23 protein-coding genes and 1 pseudogene are annotated in these 23,722 nt (G+C 71.0%); 21 read left to right on the plus strand and 3 right to left on the minus strand.

Annotated features, from left to right (window positions below):
• Positions 1-4 precede the first annotated feature (4 nt).
• From ACWC2T_RS29075 to ACWC2T_RS29090, 4 genes and pseudogenes are all read left to right on the plus strand, one after another.
• Positions 5-2,755, plus strand: coding sequence for an alkaline phosphatase family protein (locus ACWC2T_RS29075; RefSeq protein ID WP_450673309.1), 2,751 nt, complete (start codon positions 5-7; stop codon positions 2,753-2,755).
• 251 nt (positions 2,756-3,006) lie between these two features.
• Positions 3,007-3,189, plus strand: a pseudogene (locus tag ACWC2T_RS29080) (transcriptional regulator); the annotation flags it as partial.
• 91 nt (positions 3,190-3,280) lie between these two features.
• Complete coding sequence (locus tag ACWC2T_RS29085) at positions 3,281-4,033, plus strand: class I SAM-dependent methyltransferase (protein WP_450673310.1); 753 nt, start codon at positions 3,281-3,283, stop codon at positions 4,031-4,033.
• Positions 4,030-5,481, plus strand: a complete 1,452-nt coding sequence (locus ACWC2T_RS29090) for an FAD-binding oxidoreductase (protein ID WP_450673311.1) — start codon at positions 4,030-4,032, stop codon at positions 5,479-5,481. Before ACWC2T_RS29085 ends, ACWC2T_RS29090 begins: the two co-directional genes overlap by 4 nt.
• Here ACWC2T_RS29090 and ACWC2T_RS29095 read toward each other — a convergent pair.
• On the minus strand, positions 5,462-6,382 hold the full coding sequence (locus tag ACWC2T_RS29095) for a pyridoxamine 5'-phosphate oxidase family protein (RefSeq protein WP_450673312.1): 921 nt from the start codon (positions 6,380-6,382) through the stop codon (positions 5,462-5,464). The two genes, ACWC2T_RS29090 and ACWC2T_RS29095, sit on opposite strands and share 20 nt — an antisense overlap.
• 192 nt (positions 6,383-6,574) lie before the next feature.
• On the opposite strand from ACWC2T_RS29095, the gene ACWC2T_RS29100 reads away from it, so the two are divergent.
• From ACWC2T_RS29100 to ACWC2T_RS29125, 6 genes are all read left to right on the plus strand, one after another.
• Positions 6,575-7,603: an alcohol dehydrogenase catalytic domain-containing protein gene (locus ACWC2T_RS29100; protein ID WP_450673373.1), complete on the plus strand. Its 1,029-nt coding sequence runs from the start codon at positions 6,575-6,577 to the stop codon at positions 7,601-7,603.
• A gap of 23 nt (positions 7,604-7,626) precedes the next feature.
• Positions 7,627-8,265 (plus strand): hypothetical protein, encoded by a 639-nt coding sequence (locus ACWC2T_RS29105; protein ID WP_450673313.1) that lies wholly within the window; start codon positions 7,627-7,629, stop codon positions 8,263-8,265.
• A 177-nt stretch (positions 8,266-8,442) separates the two neighbouring features.
• Entirely contained in the window at positions 8,443-9,348 is a 906-nt protein-coding gene (locus ACWC2T_RS29110) for a universal stress protein (RefSeq protein ID WP_450673314.1), read from the plus strand.
• Positions 9,349-9,372: 24 nt separating this feature from the next.
• Positions 9,373-9,966, plus strand: a complete 594-nt coding sequence (locus tag ACWC2T_RS29115) for a CBS domain-containing protein (protein WP_450673315.1) — start codon at positions 9,373-9,375, stop codon at positions 9,964-9,966.
• Positions 9,967-10,012: 46 nt separating this feature from the next.
• A complete protein-coding gene (locus tag ACWC2T_RS29120; RefSeq protein WP_450673316.1) occupies positions 10,013-10,288 on the plus strand; it encodes a hypothetical protein in 276 nt (91 codons plus the stop codon).
• Between the two features lie 116 nt (positions 10,289-10,404).
• On the plus strand, positions 10,405-11,268 hold the full coding sequence (locus ACWC2T_RS29125; protein WP_450673317.1) for an LLM class flavin-dependent oxidoreductase: 864 nt from the start codon (positions 10,405-10,407) through the stop codon (positions 11,266-11,268).
• Between the two features lie 213 nt (positions 11,269-11,481).
• Here the strand turns inward: ACWC2T_RS29125 and ACWC2T_RS29130 are convergent, their stop codons facing one another.
• Complete coding sequence (locus ACWC2T_RS29130) at positions 11,482-12,516, minus strand: sphingomyelin phosphodiesterase (RefSeq protein WP_450673318.1); 1,035 nt, start codon at positions 12,514-12,516, stop codon at positions 11,482-11,484.
• A gap of 279 nt (positions 12,517-12,795) precedes the next feature.
• Here ACWC2T_RS29130 and ACWC2T_RS29135 point away from each other — a divergent pair, with 279 nt between their 5' ends.
• From ACWC2T_RS29135 to ACWC2T_RS29175, 9 genes are all read left to right on the plus strand, one after another.
• Positions 12,796-13,917 (plus strand): CapA family protein, encoded by a 1,122-nt coding sequence (locus ACWC2T_RS29135; protein WP_450673319.1) that lies wholly within the window; start codon positions 12,796-12,798, stop codon positions 13,915-13,917.
• 89 nt (positions 13,918-14,006) lie between these two features.
• On the plus strand, positions 14,007-14,300 hold the full coding sequence (locus tag ACWC2T_RS29140; protein ID WP_450673320.1) for a hypothetical protein: 294 nt from the start codon (positions 14,007-14,009) through the stop codon (positions 14,298-14,300).
• A gap of 155 nt (positions 14,301-14,455) precedes the next feature.
• On the plus strand, positions 14,456-14,758 hold the full coding sequence (locus ACWC2T_RS29145; RefSeq protein ID WP_450673321.1) for a DUF5133 domain-containing protein: 303 nt from the start codon (positions 14,456-14,458) through the stop codon (positions 14,756-14,758).
• Positions 14,759-14,793: 35 nt separating this feature from the next.
• Complete coding sequence (locus ACWC2T_RS29150; RefSeq protein ID WP_450673322.1) at positions 14,794-15,219, plus strand: CBS domain-containing protein; 426 nt, start codon at positions 14,794-14,796, stop codon at positions 15,217-15,219.
• Between the two features lie 174 nt (positions 15,220-15,393).
• Positions 15,394-16,479: an S-(hydroxymethyl)mycothiol dehydrogenase gene (locus ACWC2T_RS29155; RefSeq protein WP_450673323.1), complete on the plus strand. Its 1,086-nt coding sequence runs from the start codon at positions 15,394-15,396 to the stop codon at positions 16,477-16,479.
• Complete coding sequence (locus tag ACWC2T_RS29160) at positions 16,479-17,123, plus strand: MBL fold metallo-hydrolase (RefSeq protein WP_450673324.1); 645 nt, start codon at positions 16,479-16,481, stop codon at positions 17,121-17,123. The genes ACWC2T_RS29155 and ACWC2T_RS29160 overlap by 1 nt, the downstream gene beginning before the upstream one ends.
• 257 nt (positions 17,124-17,380) lie before the next feature.
• Positions 17,381-17,743 carry a bifunctional 3-phenylpropionate/cinnamic acid dioxygenase ferredoxin subunit gene (locus tag ACWC2T_RS29165; RefSeq protein WP_450673325.1) on the plus strand — a complete coding sequence of 121 codons (363 nt, stop codon included), beginning with the start codon at positions 17,381-17,383 and terminating at the stop codon, positions 17,741-17,743.
• Positions 17,740-18,903, plus strand: a complete 1,164-nt coding sequence (locus ACWC2T_RS29170; RefSeq protein WP_450673326.1) for an NAD(P)/FAD-dependent oxidoreductase — start codon at positions 17,740-17,742, stop codon at positions 18,901-18,903. The genes ACWC2T_RS29165 and ACWC2T_RS29170 overlap by 4 nt, the downstream gene beginning before the upstream one ends.
• Positions 18,904-18,952: 49 nt before the next feature.
• On the plus strand, positions 18,953-20,086 hold the full coding sequence (locus ACWC2T_RS29175) for an aromatic ring-hydroxylating oxygenase subunit alpha (RefSeq protein WP_450673327.1): 1,134 nt from the start codon (positions 18,953-18,955) through the stop codon (positions 20,084-20,086).
• 63 nt (positions 20,087-20,149) lie between these two features.
• On the opposite strand, the gene ACWC2T_RS29180 is transcribed toward ACWC2T_RS29175, so the two are convergent.
• Positions 20,150-20,947, minus strand: a complete 798-nt coding sequence (locus tag ACWC2T_RS29180) for an IclR family transcriptional regulator (protein WP_351213326.1) — start codon at positions 20,945-20,947, stop codon at positions 20,150-20,152.
• A 151-nt stretch (positions 20,948-21,098) separates the two neighbouring features.
• Between ACWC2T_RS29180 and betA the strand changes: the two genes are divergently transcribed.
• Positions 21,099-22,769, plus strand: coding sequence for a choline dehydrogenase (betA, locus tag ACWC2T_RS29185; RefSeq protein WP_450673328.1), 1,671 nt, complete (start codon positions 21,099-21,101; stop codon positions 22,767-22,769).
• Between the two features lie 3 nt (positions 22,770-22,772).
• Entirely contained in the window at positions 22,773-23,609 is an 837-nt protein-coding gene (locus ACWC2T_RS29190) for a 5,10-methylenetetrahydrofolate reductase (RefSeq protein ID WP_450673329.1), read from the plus strand.
• Positions 23,610-23,722: the final 113 nt, after the last annotated feature.

A 23,722-nucleotide genomic window follows, 5' to 3' on the forward strand; every position in this document is an offset into this window, starting at 1 on the left:
CGTCATGCAGATAACGCGCCGCCGCCGGCACGTCGAGAGGGAGTACTTCGACCTGCTCGGCAGACGGGTCGGCCGCCGGGCAGCGCTGCTCACGGCATGCATCACCACGGTCGCCCTGGCCACCGGCACGGCCGTCGCCTCGACCCACCAGTTCGGCACCGACCAGGTCGGCCAGGTCACCGACAAGGGCCAGGTCGTCTCCGGCGACCAGTACATCTCCCCGTACGGCAGCCGGCTGGTCATCAACGACGGCAAGATCATGTCCTCGACCGTCAGCCCGGACGGCAGCCACCTCGCGGCCGCGGTCGCCGACGGCGATGCCGCACTGGTCGTCGTGGACCTCAAGACCGGGCAGGTGAAGCAGAAGGTCGGCACCAACGCGGCGGACGACCTGCGCATCAAGAACGGCTCTGTCGGCCAGGAAGGCCCGACGTACTCGCCCGACGGCAAGCAGCTCTGGCTGGGCCAGACCGACGGCTACACGAAGTTCACGGTGAACGCCGACGGCACCCTCGCCGACCCGGTGACCGTCCCGATCCCGGCCGACGGCACCAAGCACGCCCTGGCGAGCGCGGCCGTGTTCTCCGCGGACGGCTCCACCGTGTACTCGGCGGTCAACGGCCAGAACCGGGTCGTCGCCATCGACGCGGCCACCGGCGCCGTCAAGCAGAGCTGGACCGTGGGCAACGCCCCGCGCGGCATGGCCCAGGTCGGCGACAAGCTCTACGTCAGCAACGAGGGCGGGCGTCCGGCCAGGACCGGCGACACCACGATCAACTCCTACGGCACCCAGGTGCCGGCCGACCCCAAGACCGCTGCCACCACCACCGGCACGGTCAGCGTCATCGACCTGGCCAACCCCTCCGCGGCCGTCGGGACCATCGACGTCGGTCTGCACCCGACCGCCGTGTACGCCAAGAACGGCGCGGTGTTCGTCACCAACACCGCCGACAACAACGTGTCGGTCATCAACACCAGGAACGACAAGGTCGTACAGACCATCTCCACCCAGCCGTGGCCGGAGGCCTCGGTCGGCTACGAGCCCAACGCGGTGACGCTCACCGACGACGGCCATCTGCTGGTGACGCTCGGCCGCGCCAACGCCGTCGCGGTCTACCGCTACACCTCCCCGCAGGAACCGGTCTCCTACGTCGGCCTGCTCCCGACGGACTACTTCCCCGCGGAGATCACCACCGTGGGCAAGACCGTGGTCGTCTCCAACACCCGTGGTGTGGACGCCCGCCGCCCCGACAGCGCCGGCCACGGCACCCACGACACGACCTCCAGCCTCACGCAGTTCGCGCTGCCCAGCGACCGTGTCATCCGGTCCGAGACCGCCAAGGTCTTCCAGCAGAACGGCTGGACCGAAGGCTCGGTGAGGTACGCCGACAAGCACAGCAACGCCAAGCCGGTGCCGGTCCCGGCGCGGCTCGGCGACCGCTCGACGATCAAGCACGTCTTCCTGATCGTCAAGGAGAACCGGACCTACGACCAGGTCTACGGCGACATCGCGAAGGGCAACGGCGACCCGTCGCTGACCCAGTTCGGTGAGAACGTCACGCCCAACCAGCACGCGCTCGCCGAGCAGTTCGGGCTCTACGACAACACCTACGACATCGGCACGAACTCGGCCGAGGGCCACAACTGGCTGATGCAGGCCGACAATCCCGAGTACACCGAGTCCTCGGCCGGTGAGTACCAGCGCAGCTACGACACCGAGGACGACGCGCTCGGCCACCAGAAGACCGGCTTCCTGTGGACCGGCGCACAGGCGGCGGGCAAGACCGTGCGGGACTTCGGCGAGTTCCAGCAGTTCCTGACCAAGCCGTCCGGCGCGAGCTGGCAGAACCTGTACTGCGACGCCAAGAACATGGCGGCGACCGGGCAGGGCACCGCCTACCCCTTGAACTCCTCCTCGCCGATCCCGTCGCTCAACAGCGTGTCGGTGCCCGGCTTCCCGAAGTTCGACACCAGCGTCCCGGACGTCTACCGGGAGCAGATCTGGAAGCAGGACTTCGAGAAGAACGGTCCGGCGAACCTCAACATGTTCTGGCTCTCCAGCGACCACACCGGTGGTCCGGCCAGCCCCGCCGCCCAGGTCGCCGACAACGACCTCGCGACCGGCAGGATCGTCGACGAGATCTCGCACAGCAAGTACTGGAAGGACTCGGCGATCTTCGTCGTCGAGGACGACTCCCAGGCCGGTCTCGACCACGTCGACGGGCACCGGGCGCCGATCCAGATCATCAGCCCCTGGGCCCAGCACGACAAGGTCGACAGCCACTACTACTCGCAGATCACCATGATCCGCACCATCGAGCAGATCCTCGGGATCCGCCCGATGAACCAGAAGGACACCGCGGCCACCCCGATGCGGGGCGCCTTCACCCAGCACCCGGACTACACGCCGTTCACGGCGCTGCCCAACCGCACCTCGCTGACCGACGGTCTGAGCACGCCGCCGTCCTGCGGCGTGGACACCCCGGCGAAGCAGGACCTCAAGGCGGCGGCCGTGCCGTCGGCGAAGGTCCCGTCGGACATGCGGAAGCTGGCCGCCGAGTGGGACAGCTGGAAGGCGAAGCAGCGGCTGACCGGGCCGAACGCCGTTCCCGACTACGCCAACCCCGCGCAATTGAACCACCTCACGTGGTATCAGACGCACAACTGGACGACGCCGTACCCCGGCGAGAAGAAGATCTACGCGCCGAACGACGTGCCGGGTGCCTACATCCCGTCGTCGGAGTCCGACGGCTGACGCGGACTGACCCAACGAGGACCCCTGGCCGCCCGCACGCCGCCAGGGGCCCTCGCCGTTCCCGCGCGCCCTCGCAAAGACCGGAGATCCCATCGGGCATAGCCTGATGAATGGGCGGATTCGCGGGCAGTGTGTCACCGCACCCCCGGTGAAGATCGCCGCACCTCACCGGTTAAGGAGGAAACATGTCGGTTTCCCAGGAGCGGCAGGCGCCACCGGACCCCGCCCGGCAGGAGGCGTTCGCGGCCGAGATGGTCGACGTCCTGAACAAGGCGGCACTGGCCCTGCTCACCAGCGTCGGTCACCAGTGCGGCCTGTTCGACACCCTGGCCGGCCTGCCCCCGTCGTCCAGCGCCGACCTGGCCAGGGCGGCGGACCTCGACGAACGGTATGTGCGGGAGTGGCTGGGCGGCATGGTCGTCGGCGGACTCGTCGAGTACGACCCCGCGAGGGACACCTATGTGCTGCCGGCGGAGCACGCCGCGTCACTGACCACGGCGGCGGGGCCCGGACAACGTGGCCGCCATGATGCCGTACGTCGCGCTCATGGGCGAGGTCGAGCAACAGGTCGTGCAGTGCTTCCGCCGGGGCGGAGGAGTGCCGTACTCGGCGTATCCGCGCTTCCAGGCGCTGCGGGCGCAGGAGACCGCCCGGATCTACGACGTCGCCCTGGTCGATGTGATCGTGCCGCTGGTGCCGGGGCTGCCCGAGCGCCTGCGGTCCGGCATCGACGTGCTCGACGTCGGCACGGGGCAGGGCCATGCCCCGCTCGTGCTGGCGAAGGCGTTTCCCGCGAGCCGCTTCCTCGGCCTGGACCAGTCGGAGGCGGCGATCGGGGCGGCACGGGCCGAGGCGGCCTGTGCACGTCTGCACAACCTGGACCACATCGTCGCCGACGCGACACAGATCACCGGCGAGTACGACCTCATCACCGCTTTCGACGTCATCCACGACCTGGCCCGGCCGGCCGAGACCCTCACGGCCATCGCCCGCGCCCTGCGCCCCGCTGGCACGTTCCTCATGGGTGACATCGCCGCCTCCAGCCGACTCGAGCAGAACATCGGCCATCCCCTCGGCCCCGCGCTCTACGGATTCTCCGTCTTCTACTGCATGACGACCTCGCTCAGCACGGGCGGTGCCGGTCTGGGCACGGTGTGGGGCCGGGAAACGGCCCTGCGGATGCTCCGGGAGGCGGGGTTCGGGACCGTCGACGTCAAGTCGGTGGAGGGCGACCCGATCAACGTCTACTATGTGGCTACCAAGGGCACCCGGCCATGAACACCATCGACGCGACGGCCCTCGGCGGTCTGCGCGAGGCACTGCGGGGATCCGTGATCACACCGCGTGACCCCGGCTACGACGCGGCCCGCAGCATCTACAACGCCATGATCGACCGGCGGCCGGCCGCCTTCGCCCAGTGCGTGGACCTGGCGGACGTGCAGGCGGTGATCTCCTTCGCCCGGCACACCGGCGTCGAGCTCGCCGTGCGCGGCGGCGGCCACAGCGGCCCGGGTCTGTGCCTGGTCGACGACGGACTCGTCCTCGATCTGTCCCCGATGCGCTGGGTCAGGGTGGACCCGGAGTCGGACACCGTCCAGGTGGGCGGCGGCAGCCTGCTCGGAGACGTCGACCACGCGACCCACGCCGTCGGGCGCGCCGTACCGTCCGGGATCATGTCGACCACGGGCGTCGGCGGTCTCACCCTCGGCGGCGGGCACGGCCACCTGACCCGCAGATACGGCCTGACGGTCGACAGCCTGCTGTCGGCAGACGTCGTCCTCGCCGACGGCAGCTATGTCACCGCGTCCCCGAAGAGCCACCCGGAGCTGTTCTGGGCGTTGCGGGGCGGGGGCGGCAACTTCGGCGTGGTGACGTCGTTCACCTTCCGGCTGCACCCGGCCGGCACCGTCGGGGTCGCCGTGACGGTGTGGCCGGTCGACCGCACCCCCGAAGTGCTGCGCTGGTACCGGGAGTTCCTGCCCGCCGCGCCGGACGTGCTCAGCGGTTTCTTCGCCCTCCTCGTCGTACCGCCCGGCCCGCCCTTCCCCGAGCCGATCCACGGGCAGAAGATGTGCGGTGTCGTGTGGTGCTACACGGGCGACCTCTCCGAAGAACACCTGGCGGAGGTGTTCGCCGTGGTGAACGAGCCGGCGCGGCCGGCCTTCCACTTCGCCACCCCGATGCCCTACCCTGCCCTCCAGACCATGTTCGACGAACTGCTCCGCAAGGGACTGCAGTGGTACTGGCGCGGCGACTTCTTCGAGGCCATCTCCGACGCCGCGATCGACGTGCACCACAGGTACGGGCAGAACATCCCGACCGGCCTGTCGACCATGCACCTGTACCCGGTGGACGGGGCGGCCCATGACGCCGACGCGGACGGCACCGCGTGGGCCTACCGGGACGCCCGCTGGTCGGGTGTGGTCGCCGGCATCGACCCTGACCCCGCCCACGCGGAAGGGATCCGGCAGTGGTGCGTCGACTACTGGACCGACCTGCACCCGCACTCCATGGGCGGCTCCTACGTCAACTTCATCGGCTCCGAGGAGAGCCAGGACCGGGTGCGGGCCACCTATCGCGGCCACTACGACCGGCTGGCGTCGGTCAAGCGCGCCTACGACCCGGACAACCTGTTCCACGCCAACCAGAACATCCCACCGGCCCCGGACTCACCTCGTCCGGGCCGTCGGCCGGGGCCGGCGGCGTCTACCGCCCGGCCGGAGTGATCCTGCGGCCCGTGAGGCTCGTGGGCCGGATCGACACCCACATCTCGCGCTCGCCGCCCGCCCAGGGCGGGGTGTGGGCGCGCCGGGTGAGTGCCCGTACGGTGGCCGGGTCCGTCACGACGCTCGCCCGGCCGACGGCGAGGACGCTCCAGCCCTGGCTCAGGGCCTCGTCCAGGTGGTCGACCTCGAAGGCGACCTCCCGTTCGGCGGCCGCCGCGGCCACGGAGTCGGGTGCGGTCCGGAACACGATGGCGTCGTCAACGACGTCGTAGTTGACCGGGACGACCGCCGGCCGGCCGTCTGCCGTCGACACCGAGACACGCCCCACGCCGTGCGTGGACAGCAGTGAGCGGCATTCCTCCGGGGCGAGGTCGCGCAATTCGGGACGGAGCAGTGCGTGGCCCTGGCCGGGTGGGAGATCGATGCCCCCGCCGCGCAGGGCGGCGACCGTGGTGCCCAGCGCGTCGGCCAGCCTGACGAGCGTCGCCAGGGTCGGATCGGCGGGCCGTTCCTCGAGGTACGCCAGATAGTCGGGCGACATCCGCGCACGTCCGGCCGTCTCCTCGCGGCTGAGGCCCTGTCTCCTGCGTTCGAGGGCCACGCGCCGGCCGATGTCACCGGGGTTGGCCGCCCCTGAGGGTGGAGCGGTGCGGGACAGGGTGGTCATGTCACCCGTGTCCCGTGGTGGCTCGTGCGCGGTCGGGGCCTGTTCGTGGTGCAGCGGGCGGATGTGTGCGTCGGGTCCGGGGAACACCAGGGTCACTTCGTCCGTGTCCGACCAGCGCACGTCGTAGGGAGGCGTGCCGTCCGCATGGTGCAGGCCGATGATCTCGCCGTCGCGCCTGGTGGCACCGGTCGCCGGACTCTCCACGATGAGCTGGTCGCCGAGGTGAGCTCGCATGATCGCCGCCCTATCCGCAGAGTGCTGCCGTATCCAACCTGCCACGCGTCGGGCCCGCCCGCCTCATGGACGCTTCGCACCTGTCCCCCTCCGCCCCGGAGGCAAGGCCGGCCGGGGTCGGCGGGCGGTCGTGTTGCCCGGAAGACCCGTGGGCGTGACCGTGGAGGAGGGAAGAGCGAGGAAGTGAGCACCGTGCGAGCGCTCGTCTACCACGGCCCGGCGGAGACCTCGTGGGACACGGTCCCCGATCCTGTGATCGAGGAGCCGACCGACGCGGTCGTGCGCGTCGACGCCACCACCATCTGCGGCAGCGATCTCCACATCCTCCGCGGGGACCTCCCCGAGGTGAAGCCGGGAACGGTCCTCGGTCACGAGGCCGTGGGCGAGGTCGTGGAGGTCGGTGGCGAGGTCCATCACCTGCGTCCCGGCGACCAGGTGATCGTGTCGTCGGTCTCGGCCTGCGGCGGGTGCTGGGCGTGCCGCGACGGGATGTACGGCCAGTGCGCCGGGGGCGGCGGATGGCTTCTGGGAGGCCTGATCAACGGGACCCATGCCGAGTTGGTACGGGTTCCCTTCGCCGATCAGTCCACCACCCGATGCCCTTGCGACGTCCCGCTCGACGACGCGGTGCTGCTCGCCGAACTCCTTCCGACCGCCTACGAGGTCGGGGTGCGCAACGGCCGTGTGTCGCCGGGGGACACCGTGGTCGTGGTGGGCGCGGGACCCGTCGGCCTGGCGGCCGTGGTCACCTCCCGGCTCTACTCTCCCCGCAGGATCATCGCGGTGGACCTGGCCGGCGCCCGGCTGGAGACCGCCGTCCGCGTGGGCGCCGATGCCGCCGAGTCACCGGGGAGGATGCTCGCCGAACTGTCCGAGGGACCCGGCGCCGACGTGGTCATCGAGGCGTCCGGGGAACCGGAGGGCTTCGTCCTGTGCACCCGAGCGGTCCGCACGGGCGGGCACATCGCCAACATCGGTGCGCACGGCAGACCGGTGACGCTGCATCTCGAGTCCCTGTGGCGCAAGAACGTGACGATCAGCACGGGCCAGGTGGACACGTCCTCCACCCCGCGGCTGCTCGAGTTGATGAGGTTCCGGCGCCTGCCCGTCGCCGGGTTGGTCACCCACACCTTCGGCCTGGACCGGATGGAGGACGCGTACGACGTGTTCGCGCGCGGCGTCGGCACGGGCGCCCTGAAGGTCGTACTGCACCGTCAGTGAAGGGTTCCCGGGAGGTGACGGGTATGACGCTCCGGCTCCGGCTCACGCTGCTGGGTGTGGGCGCCATGGCGTCCCCGCGGTTCGCCCCGGCCGGCCTGCTGGTCGCCTACGGCCTCCGGCGCGTCGCGTTCGACGGCGGTCCCGGCGCGGAGCCCCCCGAGGGCCGGCTGGACGCCTGGCTCGTCACCGATGAGCACGCCGAACTGCGCTCCGCCCTGCGGCGCCTCGCCGCCGCGCGCGGGCTGGTGCCGCACATGACGGACCTGGACCTCGGCGAGCTGCGCATCCGCGCGCTGCCGGTCGCGCACACCTCCCACCCCACCTGCGGGTACCGCATCGAGTCGGAGCCGGGGGAGGTGGTGTGGGCACCGGAGTTCCGGACCTTCCCGGCCTGGGCCGCCGAGGCGGATCTGATGTTCGCCGAAGCCTCGTCCTGGGACCGCCCCATCCGCTTCCGCGGCGGAGTGGGCGGGCACGCACCCGTACGGGACGTCGGCGCGGAGGCGGCCGGAAACCGGGTCGGGCGCCTGGTGTACGCGCACATCGGCCGCCCTTGCCTCCGTGCGATGGACGCAGGTCTGACCCCCGAGTTCGGGGAGTGGGGCCGGGAGGGCCGCACGTACGTCCTGCCCGCACGCGGTGCCGAAGGAGGCCGGTCATGAGCGCTTGCGCCTGCGCGAAGTCCTCCAGGGCCCCGCCGCCGAGCAGGCCGGCCTCAAAGACCCGGCCGACCCCCCCCGGACGCCGGTCGGCCCCCGCCGGGGTCATGCGGCCCCTGATGCCGCCCCCGGCGCGGCGCCGGCCTGGAGACGGAAACCCTCACCCTGGAGGCGGAGACCATGCCCGGAACCGTCATGGCCGGCATCGACGGCTCGCCCGAGAGCCGGGCCGCGGCCGAGTGGGCGGCGCGCGAGGCGCTGCTGCGCGGCCTGCCGCTGAAGATCGTGCACGTCAGCGAGCCGGTGCCCCGACACCTGGCCCAGAACCCGCTGCTGGCCCCCGAGACCTACCAGCACTGGGCCGAGCAGATGGTGCGGGAGTCCGCCGACGGCATCCGGCTGCGTCACCCGGGCATCGCGGTGGTCGTCGAGCAGCTCACCGGAACGGTCGCCGACACCCTGTGCGAGGCGGCGGGTCTAGCCGAACTGCTGGTGCTCGGCTCACGGGGACTCGGGGCGGTCGGTGGGTTCCTGGGCGGCTCGGTGAGCCTGGCCGTCGTGGCCCGCGCCGAGCGTCCGGTGGTGCTGGTGCGGGCAGGGGAGCACGCCTCGGCCGAGCACGAGACGCAGCGCGCGGGCGTGCCGCCCACTGCGGCGCCCTTCCGGCCCGTCGTGCTCGGTCTCGACATCGACGATCCGAACGACACCCTGCTGGAGTTCGCCTTCGACGCCGCCGCACGTCGGAAAGCCCCCTTGCGGGTCGTCCACAGCCGGCCCGAGCCACCGACCTCCTTCCACCGCTTCGCCGGTGACACCGCGCTCGACGACTCGCCGGCGCGCGGACAGGCCGACCTGATGAGCAAGGTGCTGCGACCGTGGCGGCAGAAGTTCCCGGACGTGGAGGTGATCGAGGCGAGCCGGAGCGGCAGCGCGGCACAGAACCTCGTCGAGGACTCCCGCGACGCCTCACTGGCCGTCGTCGGCCGGCGTATCCGCACCGGCTTCCTCGGCGCCCGCATCGGCCATGTCACGCACGCCGCCATCCACCACGTCGCCGCCTCCGTCGCGGTCGTCGCACACGGCTGACCCGCCACTGCGAGGAGGAGACCCATGGCCGAGCGTGAGGCCAACGGACCGGAAGAGGCCATGCGGCCCCATGACAGGGGCCACCCGTCCGGCGAGGGTGAAAGGGGCCACGAGGAGGCGACCATGGACGAGCAACTCGCGGTGCGGAGTCTGATGGATGCCGCCCCGTACTCGGTCGGCGACGACGAGAGCGTGCTGATGGCCTGGGAGGTGATGGAGAGGTCCGAGCAGTGTCAGCTCCCGGTGGTCCGTGCGGACGGCTGCTGCGCCGGGGTGCTGGACCGCGCCGAGGTCGCGGTGGCCTGTGCCGCCGCGGCTGCGACACTGTCCCGCAGCAAGGTCCGCGAGCTCGTGCACGCGCGGCGGACGGTCACGGTCCACCCCGAGGAGTCGGTTCTGCGGGCGGCAGCCGTGATGACCGAGGAACACCTCGACGCCCTGCCGGTCACGGATTCACGCGGGCGGCTGGTCGGCCTGCTCACGGCCCGGCACTACGTGGCCGCCGCCGCAGGCCTGCACACCCGCGCCGAGTCCGGCGACCGGCATCCCGCACGGGCCGCCCTGGACGGGCTGCCACCGCGCCGCGCGGCACAGGCACGCGGAATCGTCATTCCGTAGCGGTTCGGCTCACGGGGCCGCTCGCTCATGAAGGGAGGCTGATGTCATGGTCTGGGCATCATGGACCACCCCCGGGGTCTTCACCGGCCCGGGCGGCACGCGAACCGAGGAGGCGGGGATCGTCGTCGGCGACCTGACCGTCCACACCACCTGGGACGGCAACGAGGCCGACGTGTCGGTCCAGTACACGGGCACCTCCGAATGGTTCACCCTGACCGGAAGCCCTGTGCCCTGCCGTTCCGAGGTGCAGAGCCGGCACCTGCATCAGGCTGCCGTGGAGGCGGTCAGGGCGGGCGGCGGCTCCACCGTCCCCCGACTCTGAGGAACCGGCCGTGACCGGTGGCGCGGGCCGATACCGTACGCCGGGCCGGGCGGCCCCCAAGTCGCCGGGGCGTAAACCGGATTGCCCCTCCGCCGCCGGGCGCGCATCCTGCTGGGATGCGGTTCTCCATCAACATCCCCAACTTCGGCGACTTCGCCGATCCCCGTAACGTCGCGACCGTGGCGGCTGCGGCCGAAGCGGCGGGCTGGGACGGGCTGTTCGTCTGGGACCACGTGTTGCACCGGCACCACCAGGACCGTCCCTTCGGGGACCCCTGGATGCTGCTGACCGCCGCCGCACTGGCGACCTCCCGGATCCGGCTCGGCACCCTGCTGACGCCGGTCCCGCGTTACCGTCCGCAGCAACTCGCCCGCCAGGTGGCCACGTTGGACCATCTCAGCGGCGGCCGGGTGATCTTCGCCGCGGGCCTGGGAGGGCCGATCGAGGACGAGTACGGCAGCTTCGGCGACACCACCGATCCACGCCTCCTCGCCGGGCGGCTGGACGAGGGACTCGAGCTGTTGCGGCGGCTGTGGTCCGGCGAGCCGGTGAACCACCACGGCCGGCACTACGAGGCGCGGGACGTGACGCTGGTGCCCGCCACCGTGCAGCGGCCCGGACCGCCGGTGTGGATCGGCGGGTTCTGGCCGCGCCGCCCGCCCATGCGCCGAGCGGCGCGGTGGGACGGCGCGGTGCCGCTCTTCGAGACGGCCCGGCACGGGCATGTGCCGGATGCGGCGGAGGTACGGGAACTGGTCGGCTACGTGCGCAAGCAGCGTACGGCCGGAAGCGAGCGCCCCTTCGAGTTCGTGCTCGGCGGTGCCACGCCGCCGGACCCGGCCAGGGCCAGGGACGTGATCGGTCCGCTGTACGACGCCGGCGCCACCTGGTGGGACGAGCGGCAGGTCCAGACCGGCCCCGACCTGGACCGTCTGGCACCGGTGCTGCGCCGCGTCGAGGCGGGCCCACCGATGTCCTGAATTCATCGTCGCCATCCCCGAGGCGCAGACGGCGCCGAGCCTGTTCGAAGACCGGGTCGATGCCGCGTGAGCCGTCGTTGACGCGCAATGTCGAGTCTTTCAGTGAAGGCGTGTCAGGGCGGGGACCGTTCACCGCACAACCTGATTCCCGAACCCCCGGGCGTCGGTGTCCCGGGGGTTCTCCGCGGTCCGGCCGGTCGGACGCGCCCGCCGTCAGCCGAGTTGGAAGGTCGCCTCGACCGGGTAGTGGTCGCTCGGAGCGTTGGTGTCGGTCTGGCCCGCGGTCCAGCCGGACTGCGGATCGAAGTCCACCTGGACGGTGGGCAGCGCGGTCGGCGTCGGGCGGCCCGGCGCGTTGAGATAGCCGATGTAGTCGAGGTCGTCCCGGTAGTCCTTCGGGAAGGACTCGATGCCGGACATGTACTGGCACCAGGCGGAGACCGGGCAGTCCATGGTCCTCAGGGGCTGACCGGAGTCGGTGGCCGGGGTGCCGAGCACGCCGTTCACCGCGGTCTGGGCGTTGGTGTAGTCACCGCGCGACGAGCCGCCGTAGTACTCCACGTTCAGGTCTCCGCCGATCAGCACCGGCGCGGTCGAGCCGGCGATGCCGTCCACCCAGGTGCGGATCTCGCCGAGCTGGGCGAGCCGGGTGGACTGTGTGGTGTCCGTGGAGGTGTCGGACTCGTCGGCCTGCAGATGGGTGCCGACCACCCAGCTCTTCACACCGTCCTTCTGGATCTGCACCAGCGCCGCGCCCTTGTTGGCGTGGTAGTCCCAGGTGCCGTAGGTGGAGTTGCTGAAGACATGGGCGTACTGGGCGGTGATCGGGTACTTGGAGAGGATCATGGTGCCGCCGTTGATGACGAACCACGAGTTGGAACAGTCACCGCTGATGCCCGTCCAGCCGCCGCCGGAACAGGTCTGGCCGACGACGGGGGTGTGGTACGGGTAGAGGTCGGCGAGCTTGCTGGTGATGTCGGCGGTCGCGCTGTTGTTGAAGTCCTCGTCCAGCACCACGACGTCCGCGCTGTGCTGACGGATGATCGACTCGATGGTCGGGGTGCGTTGCGCCGCCTTCTCGTTCTGGGTGCTGTCGACGATCGCGGTGCCGAGGTCGACGTTCCAGGCGAACACCGAGAGGCCGGTGCCGGTGCCCGCGCTCGCGGCGGGGGCCGCGTAGCCGCTGAAGCCGAGCAGCAGAGCTGCCGCTGCGGAGGTGAGGGCGGTAGCTGTACGACGCGAGACCATGCGCTCTCCTGGTGAGGTGGGGTAGTCCCCGGGGCGCGACCGGACGCTCCGGTTGCGTACATGACAGCGCCGACTCTAGGGCGCTCACCGGTACGCCCGAGAGAACTTCGTTCGATCGCCTCGTGGAGAAAAGGTGTCTGGACAAGTTCGTCCCGTGCGAAGTGAATCCGACAGGCCGACGCCTTCTGCTCGTATGCCGTCTGCTCACACGGACGCTGGGCCGGACCGTGTCCGGGGGACGCCGCCTAGGGTCGCCTAGGGTGCGCCTAGGGTGGGTGTATGAGCGGCGGTGTGGTGACGCTGTTTCTGTGCGGTGACGTGATGCTCGGGCGCGGCGTCGACCAGATCCTCCCGCACCCCGGAAGTCCGGTGCTGCGCGAGGGCTACGTCACGGATGCCCGGTCGTACGTGGAACTGGCCGAGGCGGTCAGCGGTCCGATCCCCGCGCCGGTCGACCCGGCCTGGCCGTGGGGCGAGGCGCTGGGGCTGCTGGACGAGGTCGCGCCGGATGCCCGGATCGTGAATCTGGAGACGGCTGTCACGTGCAGTGACGCGTTCATGCCGGGGAAGGCGGTGCACTACCGGATGCACCCGGCCAATCTCCCCGCCCTGACGGTGGCCCGGCCCGATGTGTGCGTCCTGTCCAACAACCACGTGCTGGACTTCGGCCGGCCGGGGCTGGAGGAAACGCTGGACGCACTCGCCGGTGCGGGCCTGCGGGCTGTGGGTGCGGGGCGTACCGCCGAGGAGGCCTACGCCCCCGTGGCCATCCCTGTCGGGCCCGGCCGTCGCATCCTGGTCCACGCCCTGGGCGCACTGTCCAGCGGCATCCCGCCCGACTGGGCTGCGACCACGGACCTCCCCGGCGTCGCCTACGCCCACGAGCTGTCGGCGGCGGCGGCCGAGGCGGCCCTGCAGCGGGTGCGGCGGGACGGACAACCGGGCGACGTCGTGGTCCTGTCGGTGCACTGGGGCTCCAACTGGGGCTATCTCGTCCCCCGCGAGCAGACGCGCTTCGCGCATGCCCTGGTCGACGGCGGCGTCGACATCGTCCACGGGCACTCCTCGCACCATCCCCGCCCCGTCGAGCTCTACCGGGACCGGCTGATCCTCTACGGCTGCGGCGACTTCATCGACGACTACGAGGGCATCTCGGGCTACGAGGAGTACCGCGACGACCTCCGGCTCGGCTACCTCGTCTCGGTCGAGGCGGACACGGGGCGCGCGACCGGCCTGCGGATCTTCCCGTGGCAGGCGCGGCGGATGCGGCTGGAGCCCGCCGAGGACCGGGACCGCGCATGGCTGCGCTCGACCCTCGACCGGCTCAGCCGCGGCCTGCACATCGGCCTGGAGGCCGACGGCACGCTCGGCGTCGAGGGGTTTGCGGGCGGGGGCCGGTGAGGTCGCGGGCGCCGGGCGTCACACGGTGCAGTGGGGGTATGGCCGGAGAGTCGCGGGTACCCGTGCGGTGGCAGACGTTTCCTGAGGAGATGACCCCGATGCTGTTCCTCGGACTGCTCCTGCTCGTGGGCGCGGGTGCCTTCACGGCCCTGGCGATCATCGGCAACCTGTCCGGCGGGCCCGGGTACACCGTGTCCGTCCTCGGCCATGACATCGCCACGATGAACGGCCTCGCGCTGTTCAGCTCGGGCCTCGCGCTGGCGCTCATCTTCTGCCTGGGCCTGGCGATGACGGCCGCGGGTGGTACCCACCGGCACCGTCACCGCCGCCACCGCGTTCCCTGGGGGCGGGGACGCAGGACAGGGCCACTCTCGGCGGGCTGACCGGGCAAGCCGATTGAAACGCCAACAAGACAGCGCCACGCACCTCGTGCACCATGGCTGAAGGCCTTGTTCGGGCCATGGACGGGGTTCGTGCGCCGCGGCATCGGCGCCACCAGCGGAAGTCCGCCGAGCCCCCTGGGGTGGTGAACTGCACCATGCTCCTGCCGGCGAAATCCGAAGTACGCCGCCTGCTGCGGCGCTACCGACTGTGCGAGCGGGCCACGGTCGCGGCACCCGCCGATCTCGCCTCGCGTGCCGCCCTCGAGGACTCGGGCTACACCCTGTGCGTGCTGATGGGCGAGCGCACCCCGCGGGAGGCGGCCGAGGCGGCCCGGCGCTATCTGCGCACCGACCTGGTCACTTACCTGAGGGAGCGCAACGTCCGGATCCGGGCGGCCTCCGTCGGCCGGAGGCCGCGGCGATCCACTTCGAGGACCCAGGATTCCCGGGCGGGCTGACGGCTCGCACCGGCACAGCCGTGAAGGGACGAGCGATGACGACTGCGAAGGACATCATGAGCCGGGGCGCCCAGTGGATACCCCGGCACGAGACGCTGGACCGGGCCGCGCAGATGATGCGGGACCACGGACTGGGCGCACTTCCGGTCAGCGACCCGGCCAACGGCGACCGTATGTGCGGCATCATCACCGACCGCGACATCGTGGTGAAGTGTGTCGCCTCGGGCCATGACCCCGCGCGGATGACGTGCGGTGACCTGTGCGAGGGCACGCCGCGCTGGATCGACGCCGCCGCCGACATCTCGGACGCTCTGCGGGAGATGGAGGGCCACCAGATCAAGCGCCTGCCGGTGGTCGAGAACAAGCGCATGATCGGCATGATCAGCGAGACCGACATCGCCCGGCACCTCAGCGACGACAAGCTCGCGGAGTTCGTCCACCGGGTGTACGCGCCCGCCTGATCGCGGAAGGGGCACCCCATCGCCAACGACTCGGCCGGCCGAGTCGTTGGCGAACTCTTTGACGGCTGACGGATCCTTGACCGCCGCTTCGGCCTCCGCGATGCTGTGTTGCGAAACGTGAGAGGTGTGCCGTAATAGGCAACGTCTCGATCCGCTGTGAGCCGAGGAGTGGCCATGTCCCAGCAGGTCCGTGGTGTCGTCGCGCGGAGCAAGGGTGCCCCTGTCAGTCTGGAAACCATCGTCGTGCCCGATCCGGGGCCGGGCGAGGCGCTGGTCAAGATCGAGGCCTGCGGGGTCTGCCACACCGATCTGCACTATCGCGAGGGCGGTATCGGCGACGAGTTCCCGTACCTGTTGGGGCATGAGGCCGCGGGCGTGGTCGAGGCGGTCGGTGCGGGGGTCACCGAGGTGGCGCCCGGTGACTTCGTGATCCTGAACTGGCGTGCCGTGTGCGGTCAGTGCAGGGCCTGTCTGCGCGGGCGGCCCTGGTACTGCTTCAACACGCACAATGCCAAGCAGAGGATGACCCTGGCGGACGGCACGGAGCTGTCGCCGGCGCTCGGCATCGGCGCCTTCGCCGAGAAGACGCTCGTAGCGGCCGGCCAGTGCACCAAGGTCGACCGGGCCGCCTCGCCCGCCGCGGCCGGGCTGCTCGGCTGCGGCGTCATGGCCGGCCTCGGCGCGGCCATCAACACGGGGAACGTGGGCCGTGGGGACACCGTCGCCGTGATCGGGTGTGGCGGTGTGGGAGCCGCGGCGGTCGTCGGATCGAGGCTGGCGGGTGCGGCGAGGATCATCGCCGTGGACATCGACGACCGCAAGCTGGACACCGCGAAGAAGCTGGGCGCGACCCACACGGTCAACTCCAGGCAGGCCGACGCGGTCGACGCGGTGCGCGAGCTGACCGGTGGCTTCGGCGCCGACGTCGTCATCGAGGCCGTCGGCCGCCCGGAGACGTACCGGCAGGCCTTCTACGCCCGCGACCTCGCCGGCACCGTCGTCCTCGTCGGCGTCCCCACCCCCGAGATGAAGCTCGAACTGCCCCTGCTGGACGTCTTCGGCCGCGGCGGCGCCCTCAAGTCGTCCTGGTACGGCGACTGTCTGCCCTCGCGTGACTTCCCGATGCTCATCGACCTCTATCTGCAGGGCCGGCTCGACCTGGACGCCTTCGTCACCGAGACCATCGCGCTGGACGAGGTCGAGAAGGCCTTCGAGCGGATGCACGGCGGGGACGTGCTGCGTTCCGTGGTGGTCCTGTGATGCCGGGCGGGACGGCGGGCGCCCGCGTCGAACGACTCGTCACCTCGGGGACGTTCTCTCTGGACGGCGGCACCTGGGACGTCGACAACAACGTGTGGATCGTGGGTGACGACACCGAGGCGGTCGTGATCGACGCCGCTCACGACGCCGATGCCATCGCCCGGGCCATCGGCGAGCGCACCCTGCGGGCGATCGTGTGCACCCACGCGCACAACGACCACATCGACGCCGCACCCGACCTCGCGGCCCGGACCGGCGCCCCGATCCTGCTGCACCCCGACGATCTGCCGCTGTGGAAACAGACCCACCCCGAGCGGGCGCCCGACGGCGAGCTGACCGACGGGCAGCGCCTCACCGTCGCCGGAGTGGAGCTGACCGTGCTGCACACCCCGGGACATGCCCCCGGAGCCGTGTGCCTGTACGCCCCGCGCCTGTCCGCGCTGTTCAGCGGCGACACCCTGTTCGCCGGCGGGCCGGGGGCGACGGGACGGTCGTACAGCGACTTCCCCACCATCATCCGTTCGATCAGGGAACGCCTCCTGGCCCTGCCGGACGACACCGTCGTGCACACCGGTCACGGCGACGCCACCACCATCGGCGCCGAGGCGCCGCACCTTCAGGAGTGGATCGAGCGCGGCTTCTGACCGCCCGGCGAGAAGCGGCCCTGCCCCGGTGACGGACCGACGTGGACGGCACCGGCGGCAGGGCCGTCGCCGCACCCCGCCACCCCCCGCTGATCCGCCTGCTGACCTGCACTTTCGAGGTCGCTCCGGCGTGCCCGGAAATCGGTCGCCGGACACCGTGCAAACAGGCCTCTGGACGCCTTGACAACGCTTCAGAGCGGCCAGCACACTGGCGTTGCGCTAATCGCAATCCGTTTCGCTATACGCACCGAGGTGTCATGATGATTCCCGCGTGCCGACTCGTGGATCTGCCGCGAGGCGAGGCCCACCGGCTCGACATCGACCCGCCCGTTTCGGTGTTCCACACCGACGACGGCGAGCTCTTCGCCATCGACGACACCTGCACCCACCAGGACGCGTCGCTCGCCGACGGCTGGCTGGAGGGCTGCGAGGTGGAATGTCCCCTGCACGCCTCCAAGTTCGACCTGCGGTCCGGGGCCGTGGACGCCCCGCCGGCCAAGCTCCCGGTCCGCACCCACGAGGTCGTGGTCGAGGACGGCATGGTCTACGTGCGGCTGTCCACCGAGGCACCCAACCTGCCGCCGTGCGTCGCCGCCCGCCTGGCCGGAGGCCCCGCGTGAGGACCGTCGCCGTGGTGGGCGCCTCGCTGGCCGGCCTGTCGGCCGCGCGCTCGCTGCGCAAGCGGGGGTACGACGGCCGGCTGGTCGTCGTCGGCGCCGAGCTCCACCGCCCCTACGACAGACCGCCGTTGTCCAAGGAGTTCCTCACCGGTGCCGTCGGCGAGGCGGAACTGGCCCTGGAGCGGGACGACGAGGAGCTCCAGGCCGAGTGGGTGCTCGGCGCCCGTGCCACCGGACTCGACCGCACCGAGCGGGCGATCCGGCTCGCCGACGGCCGGGAGCTGCGCGCCGACGGCGTGGTCATCGCGACCGGCGCCGCCGCCCGCACCCTGCCCGGCACCGAAGGCCTCGCCGGCGTCCATGTGCTGCGCACGCTGGACGACGCCCGGGCCCTGAGGGACGACCTGGCCCGGGGCGGACGGGTGGTGGTGATCGGCGGCGGGTTCGTCGGCGCCGAGGTCGCCTCCACGGCGTACGCCCTCGGCCTCGACGTGACGGTGGTCGAGGCGGCGCCGACGCCGCTGGCCGGACCGCTCGGCGAGGCCATGGGCAGGATCGTCTCCGCCCTCCATGCCGATCACGGTGTGCGGCTGCTGTGCGGGGTCGGCGTGAAGGGGCTGAGCGGGGAGCGCCGGGTGGACGCCGTGCTGCTGGAGGACGGGCGCAGCATCCCCGCCGACACCGTCGTCGTCGGCGTGGGCGCGCGCCCCTGTGTCGAGTGGCTGGAGGGATCCGGTGTCGCCCTCGACAACGGCGTGAAGTGCGGTGCCGACGGCCGCACCAGTGTCGCCGGGGTGGTCGCCGTCGGCGACTGCGCCAGCTGGTACGACCCGCACACCGGGGTCCACCGCCGGGTCGAGCACTGGACCGGCGCGCTGGAACGGCCGGACGCCGCCGTCGCCGCTCTCCTCGCCCACGGTGCGACGGAGCCGGGTGTGCCCCGGCCGCCGTACTTCTGGTCCGATCAGTACGGCGTGAAGATCCAGTTCGTCGGCCACGCCGCCGGGGCCGACAGCGTGACGGTCGAGGAGGGCTCGACCGACGACCGCAGTTTTCTGGCGGTCTACCGCAGGGCCGACCGGCCGGTCGCCGTGCTCGGCATGAACCAGCCGCGGCTGTTCACCCGCCGGCGCAAGCAGTTCGCCTCCGCCGCGTCGTGACACCACCCCCTTGCCCCTCCCAAGGGGCCACATTCCCGAGGAGTGCACTGTGACCTCGACCAGCCTGCCGGACAGCCTGATCGCCACTCTCCCCGGCTCCGCCTACACGGATCCCGGCATCTTCGCCCAGGAACAGGAGCGCATCTTCGAGGCGATGTGGTTCTGCGTCGCCCGCTCCTCCGACCTGGCCAGGCCCGGTGCCTTCCGCACCGTGGACGTGGGCCGCGAGAGCATCCTGGTCACCCGTGCCCGGGACAACTCCGTCCGCGCCTACTTCAACGTGTGCCGGCACCGCGGAGCCAAGCTCTGCACCGACGAGACGGGCGAGGTCAAGCGGGCCTTCCAGTGCCCCTACCACGCCTGGACCTACGACCTGAACGGCAAGCTCGTCGCGGCCCCCAACCTGACAAAGATGCCCGACGTCGGCCGCACCGAGTACGGCCTGGTGAGCGTGGCCGTCCGCGAATGGCTCGGCTATGTCTGGGTGTGCCTCGCGGAGAACCCGCCCTCCTTCGAGGAGGACGTGATCGGCGCGGTCGTCGAACGCCTCGGCGATGTCGAGTCGATCGAGCGCTACGACGTCGAGAACCTCTCGGTCGGCAAGCGGATCGTCTACGACGTCAAGGCGAACTGGAAGCTCATCATCGAGAACTTCATGGAGTGCTACCACTGCGCCACGATCCACCCCGAACTGACCGAAGTCCTCCCGGAGTTCGCGGACGGCTACGCGGCCCAGTACTACGTCGGCCACGGCGCGGAGTTCGGCGAGGAGATCCAGGGCTTCACCGTCGACGGCAGCGAGGGCCTGGACCGCATTCCCGGCGTGTCCGAGGACCAGGACCGCCGCTACTACGCGATCACCGTCAAGCCGCAGGTCTTCATCAACCTCGTCCCCGACCATGTGATCTTCCACCGCATGTACCCGGTGGCCGTCGACCGCACGGTCGTCGAGTGCGACTGGCTCTACCTGCCGCACGTCGTGGAGAGCGGCAAGGACGTCAGCCGCTCCGTGGAGCTCTTCGACCGGGTCAACCGCCAGGACTTCGACGCCTGCGAACGCACCCAGCCGGGGATGAGCTCACGGCTGTACGCCAAGGGCGGCGTGCTCGTGCCCAGCGAGCACCACATCGGCGCCTTCCACGGCTGGGTGAACGAGCGTCTCGGTACGCGCCATCCGGAGTGACGGAGCGCCCGTGGCCCGCGCGGGGGGCGTACGCGGGCCGTGCGGCGGTCGTGCTCCGTGCGCTCAGCCGAGGTATCCCATCCGGTGGCTGATCTCCTCCGCGCCCTTGACCAGCACCGGAGCCAGCTCGTGCATGCGCTCCTCGGTGAAGCGGTAGGAGGGCCCCGAGGCGCTGATCGACGCGATGACCTGACCCTCCCGGTCACGGATCGGGGCGGCCATGGCGTGCAGCCCGATCTCCAGCTCCTCCAGCGTCCAGGCGTAGCCGCGCTCGCGGGCCGCGGCGAGGTTCTTCTCCAGCTTCGCCTTCGAGGAGATCGTGTGGGGGGTCAGCTTCTTCAGGCCGGCATCCGTCAGCAGCGCGGCGCGCTCCTTGGCGGGCAGGTGGGCCAGCATGATCTTGCCGCTGGAGGTGGCGTGCAGCGGGGTCAGCTGGCCGACCCAGTTGTGCGCGGTGACGGCGGCCGTGCCGCGCACCTGGTAGAGGTTGATCGCATAGTGCTCCTGCATCACGGCGATGTTGACGGTCTCGCCGATCTCCTCGGCCAGGCGCTCGCACACCGGACGCCCCTGCTGGGTGATGTCGATGCGTCCCGTGACGGCGCCCGCCAGGCGTACGATGCCGAAGCCGAGCCGGTACTTTCCGCGCTCGCCCGACTGCTCCACGAGACCGCGCGCCTCCAGGGCGCCGAGCAGGCGGAACGCGGTCGACTTGTGCACATCGATCTCGCCGGCCACCTCGCTGACGCCGGCCTCGCCACGCTGGGCCAGGATCTCCAGGACGCTGATGGCGCGGTCGACGGACTGCACTCCGCCGGGTGGCGAGCCGTTCGTTTCGGTATCCGGACTGTAGTTGCTCATAGCGAAACTATACGCGCAGTAAACAACCCTCTAGCAAGTAACGCGCTGTGAACAAAGATCTTACAAGTTGCGCCGTCCGCAACCTAGTGCGCATAGCGATACCCGTACTAGCATGCCCGGCACATCAACGACGCGAGCGAGACGAGGCACCATGGCTCCCTTGCAGTACGACTTCGTCATCGTCGGCGGTGGGTCGGCCGGCAGCGCACTGGCGAACCGGCTCTCGGCCGACCCCGGCAACCGGGTGCTCGTCCTGGAGGCCGGCCGCTCCGACTACCCCTGGGACGTCTTCATCCACATGCCCGCGGCGCTGACCTACCCCATAGGCAGCCGCTTCTACGACTGGAAGTACGAGTCCGAGCCCGAGCCCCACATGGGCGGCCGGCGCATCTACCACGCCCGCGGCAAGGTGCTCGGCGGTTCCAGCAGCATCAACGGCATGATCTTCCAGCGCGGCAACCCCATGGACTACGAGCGCTGGGCGGCCGACCCCGGCATGGAAACCTGGGACTACGCCCACTGCCTGCCGTACTTCCGCCGGATGGAGAACTGTCTGGCGGCCGACCCGGACGACGAGTTCCGCGGCCATGACGGCCCCCTCGTCCTCGAGCGCGGGCCCGCGACCAACCCGCTCTTCACCGCCTTCCTCAAGGCCACCCAGGAGGCGGGCTACGCCCCGACGGACGACGTCAACGGCTACCGCCAGGAAGGCTTCGCCAAGTTCGACCGCAACGTCCACCGCGGGCGCCGGCTGTCGGCCTCCAAGGCCTACCTCAAGCCCGCGATGAAGCGGCCGAACCTCACGGTGAGGACGCGTGCCCTGGTCACCCGGGTGCTCTTCGAGGGCAAGCGGGCCGTCGGGGTTGAGTTCCGGCGCGGCAGGGGCGCCCCCCAGCAGGTCCGGGCCGGCGAGGTCATCCTGTGCGGCGGCGCGATCAACTCCCCGCAGCTGCTGCAGCTCTCCGGTGTCGGCAACGCCGCCGAACTGTCCGCCCTCGGCATCGACGTCGTCCACGACCTGCCGGGCGTCGGCGAGAACATGCAGGACCACCTGGAGGTGTACGTCCAGTACGCCTGCAAGCAGCCGGTCTCCATGCAGCCGTACATGGCGAAGTGGCGCGCCCCCTTCATCGGCCTGCAGTGGCTGTTCCGCACGGGCCCCGCGGCCACCAACCACTTCGAGGCGGGCGGCTTCGCCCGCAGCAACGAGGACGTGGACTACCCCAACCTGATGTTCCACTTCCTGCCGGTCGCCGTCCGCTACGACGGCTCCTCGCCGGCCGGCGGCCACGGGTACCAGGTGCACGTCGGGCCCATGTACTCGGACGCCATCGGCTCGGTGAAGATCAGGAGCAGGGACCCGCGGGAGAAGCCGGCGCTGCGCTTCAACTACCTCTCCACCGAGCAGGACCGCCGGGAATGGGTCGAGGCCATCCGCGTCGCCCGCAGGATCCTCAACCAGCCCGCCCTCGCCCCCTACAACGACGGCGAGGTCTCGCCCGGACCCTCCGTCGAGACCGACGAGGAGATCCTCGCCTGGGTGGCCAAGGAGGGCGAGACCGCCCTGCACCCCTCGTGCACCTGCAAGATGGGCACCGACGAGATGTCCGTCGTCGACCCGCAGAGCATGCGGGTGCACGGCCTCGCCGGGCTGCGCGTGGTGGACGCCTCGGTGATGCCGTACGTCACCAACGGCAACATCTACGCACCGGTGATGATGATCGCCGAGAAGGCGGCCGACCTCATCCTCGGCAAGGAGCCGCTGGAGCCGTCGAAGGCCGTGTACTACCGGCACCGCGACGCCCAGAAGCAGGCCGGGTAGACCATGGGCGCCGAGGCCCTGCGGGCGCTGCTCGGCCGCGTCCGCTACGAGGTGCTGCCGGCGAGGGCGACCGAGGAGAAGGTCCTCGCCCATGTGCCCCGCGACGTCGTGGTCACCGTCACGGCGTCGCCGGTCAGGGGGCTGGAGCCGACGCTCGGCCTCACCGAGCGGCTCGCGGCGCACGGCTACCGCGTCGTCCCGCACGTGCCCGCACGGCTGCTGCGGGACGACGCACAACTGAAGGACGTGGCCGAACGGCTGCGTGCGGCGGGTGTCGACGACGTCTTCGTGCCGGCCGGCGACGCCGATCCGCCGGCCGGGCCGTACGACGGGGCTCTGCCGGTGCTGCGCGGTCTCGGCGACCTGGGCAGCCCCTTCGCCGACCTGGGCATCACGGGCTATCCGGAGAGCCATCCGTTCATCCACGACGACATCACCATCCAGTCGATGTGGGACAAGCGGACGCACGCCACGTACATCGTCAGCAACCTGTGCTTCGACCCGCGCGTCCTCGGCGACTGGCTCACCAGGATCCGGCGCCGCCGCATCACCCTGCCCGTGTACGTGGGCGTCGCCGGACCCGTGCAGCGGACGAAGCTGCTGGCCATGGCGACGAAGATCGGAGTGGGGGAGTCGACGCGCTTTCTCACCCGGCACCCCTCCTGGTTCCTGCGGTTCGCGGCACCCGGCGGATACGCCCCCGAGCGGCTGCTCGGCCGCGGAGCCGAGGCGCTGACCGGACCCGCGGCCGCGGTGGCCGGCCTGCACCTGTTCACCTTCAACCAGATCGCCGAGACAGAGCGCTGGCGCCGGGCCCTGCTGGACCGGCTCGCCGCCTGAAATCGGCATCCGCCGACCCCTTGACGGGCGTCGGCCCGGTCGGACAGGGTGTTCCACCACAAGCAATGCAGTGCGCAATACGCAACGAATACGCAACGAGCTCCTTCGAAGGG

The organism is Streptomyces sp. NPDC001393 (assembly GCF_053597455.1).

Coding starts and splice junctions, on each gene's coding strand:
- ACWC2T_RS29075 (WP_450673309.1), top strand. CDS start 5: ATGCAGATAACGCGCCGCCGCCGGCACGTCGAGAGGGAGTACTTCGAC.
- betA (WP_450673328.1), top strand. CDS start 21,099: ATGGCTCCCTTGCAGTACGACTTCGTCATCGTCGGCGGTGGGTCGGCC.
- ACWC2T_RS29155 (WP_450673323.1), top strand. CDS start 15,394: ATGTCCCAGCAGGTCCGTGGTGTCGTCGCGCGGAGCAAGGGTGCCCCT.
- ACWC2T_RS29160 (WP_450673324.1), top strand. CDS start 16,479: ATGCCGGGCGGGACGGCGGGCGCCCGCGTCGAACGACTCGTCACCTCG.
- ACWC2T_RS29090 (WP_450673311.1), top strand. CDS start 4,030: ATGAACACCATCGACGCGACGGCCCTCGGCGGTCTGCGCGAGGCACTG.
- ACWC2T_RS29085 (WP_450673310.1), top strand. CDS start 3,281: ATGATGCCGTACGTCGCGCTCATGGGCGAGGTCGAGCAACAGGTCGTG.
- ACWC2T_RS29125 (WP_450673317.1), top strand. CDS start 10,405: ATGCGGTTCTCCATCAACATCCCCAACTTCGGCGACTTCGCCGATCCC.
- ACWC2T_RS29115 (WP_450673315.1), top strand. CDS start 9,373: ATGGCCGAGCGTGAGGCCAACGGACCGGAAGAGGCCATGCGGCCCCAT.
- ACWC2T_RS29150 (WP_450673322.1), top strand. CDS start 14,794: ATGACGACTGCGAAGGACATCATGAGCCGGGGCGCCCAGTGGATACCC.
- ACWC2T_RS29180 (WP_351213326.1), bottom strand. CDS start 20,947: ATGAGCAACTACAGTCCGGATACCGAAACGAACGGCTCGCCACCCGGC.
- ACWC2T_RS29145 (WP_450673321.1), top strand. CDS start 14,456: ATGCTCCTGCCGGCGAAATCCGAAGTACGCCGCCTGCTGCGGCGCTAC.
- ACWC2T_RS29110 (WP_450673314.1), top strand. CDS start 8,443: ATGCCCGGAACCGTCATGGCCGGCATCGACGGCTCGCCCGAGAGCCGG.
- ACWC2T_RS29190 (WP_450673329.1), top strand. CDS start 22,773: ATGGGCGCCGAGGCCCTGCGGGCGCTGCTCGGCCGCGTCCGCTACGAG.
- ACWC2T_RS29105 (WP_450673313.1), top strand. CDS start 7,627: ATGACGCTCCGGCTCCGGCTCACGCTGCTGGGTGTGGGCGCCATGGCG.
- ACWC2T_RS29095 (WP_450673312.1), bottom strand. CDS start 6,382: ATGCGAGCTCACCTCGGCGACCAGCTCATCGTGGAGAGTCCGGCGACC.
- ACWC2T_RS29135 (WP_450673319.1), top strand. CDS start 12,796: ATGAGCGGCGGTGTGGTGACGCTGTTTCTGTGCGGTGACGTGATGCTC.
- ACWC2T_RS29165 (WP_450673325.1), top strand. CDS start 17,381: ATGATGATTCCCGCGTGCCGACTCGTGGATCTGCCGCGAGGCGAGGCC.
- ACWC2T_RS29120 (WP_450673316.1), top strand. CDS start 10,013: ATGGTCTGGGCATCATGGACCACCCCCGGGGTCTTCACCGGCCCGGGC.
- ACWC2T_RS29130 (WP_450673318.1), bottom strand. CDS start 12,516: ATGGTCTCGCGTCGTACAGCTACCGCCCTCACCTCCGCAGCGGCAGCT.
- ACWC2T_RS29140 (WP_450673320.1), top strand. CDS start 14,007: ATGACCCCGATGCTGTTCCTCGGACTGCTCCTGCTCGTGGGCGCGGGT.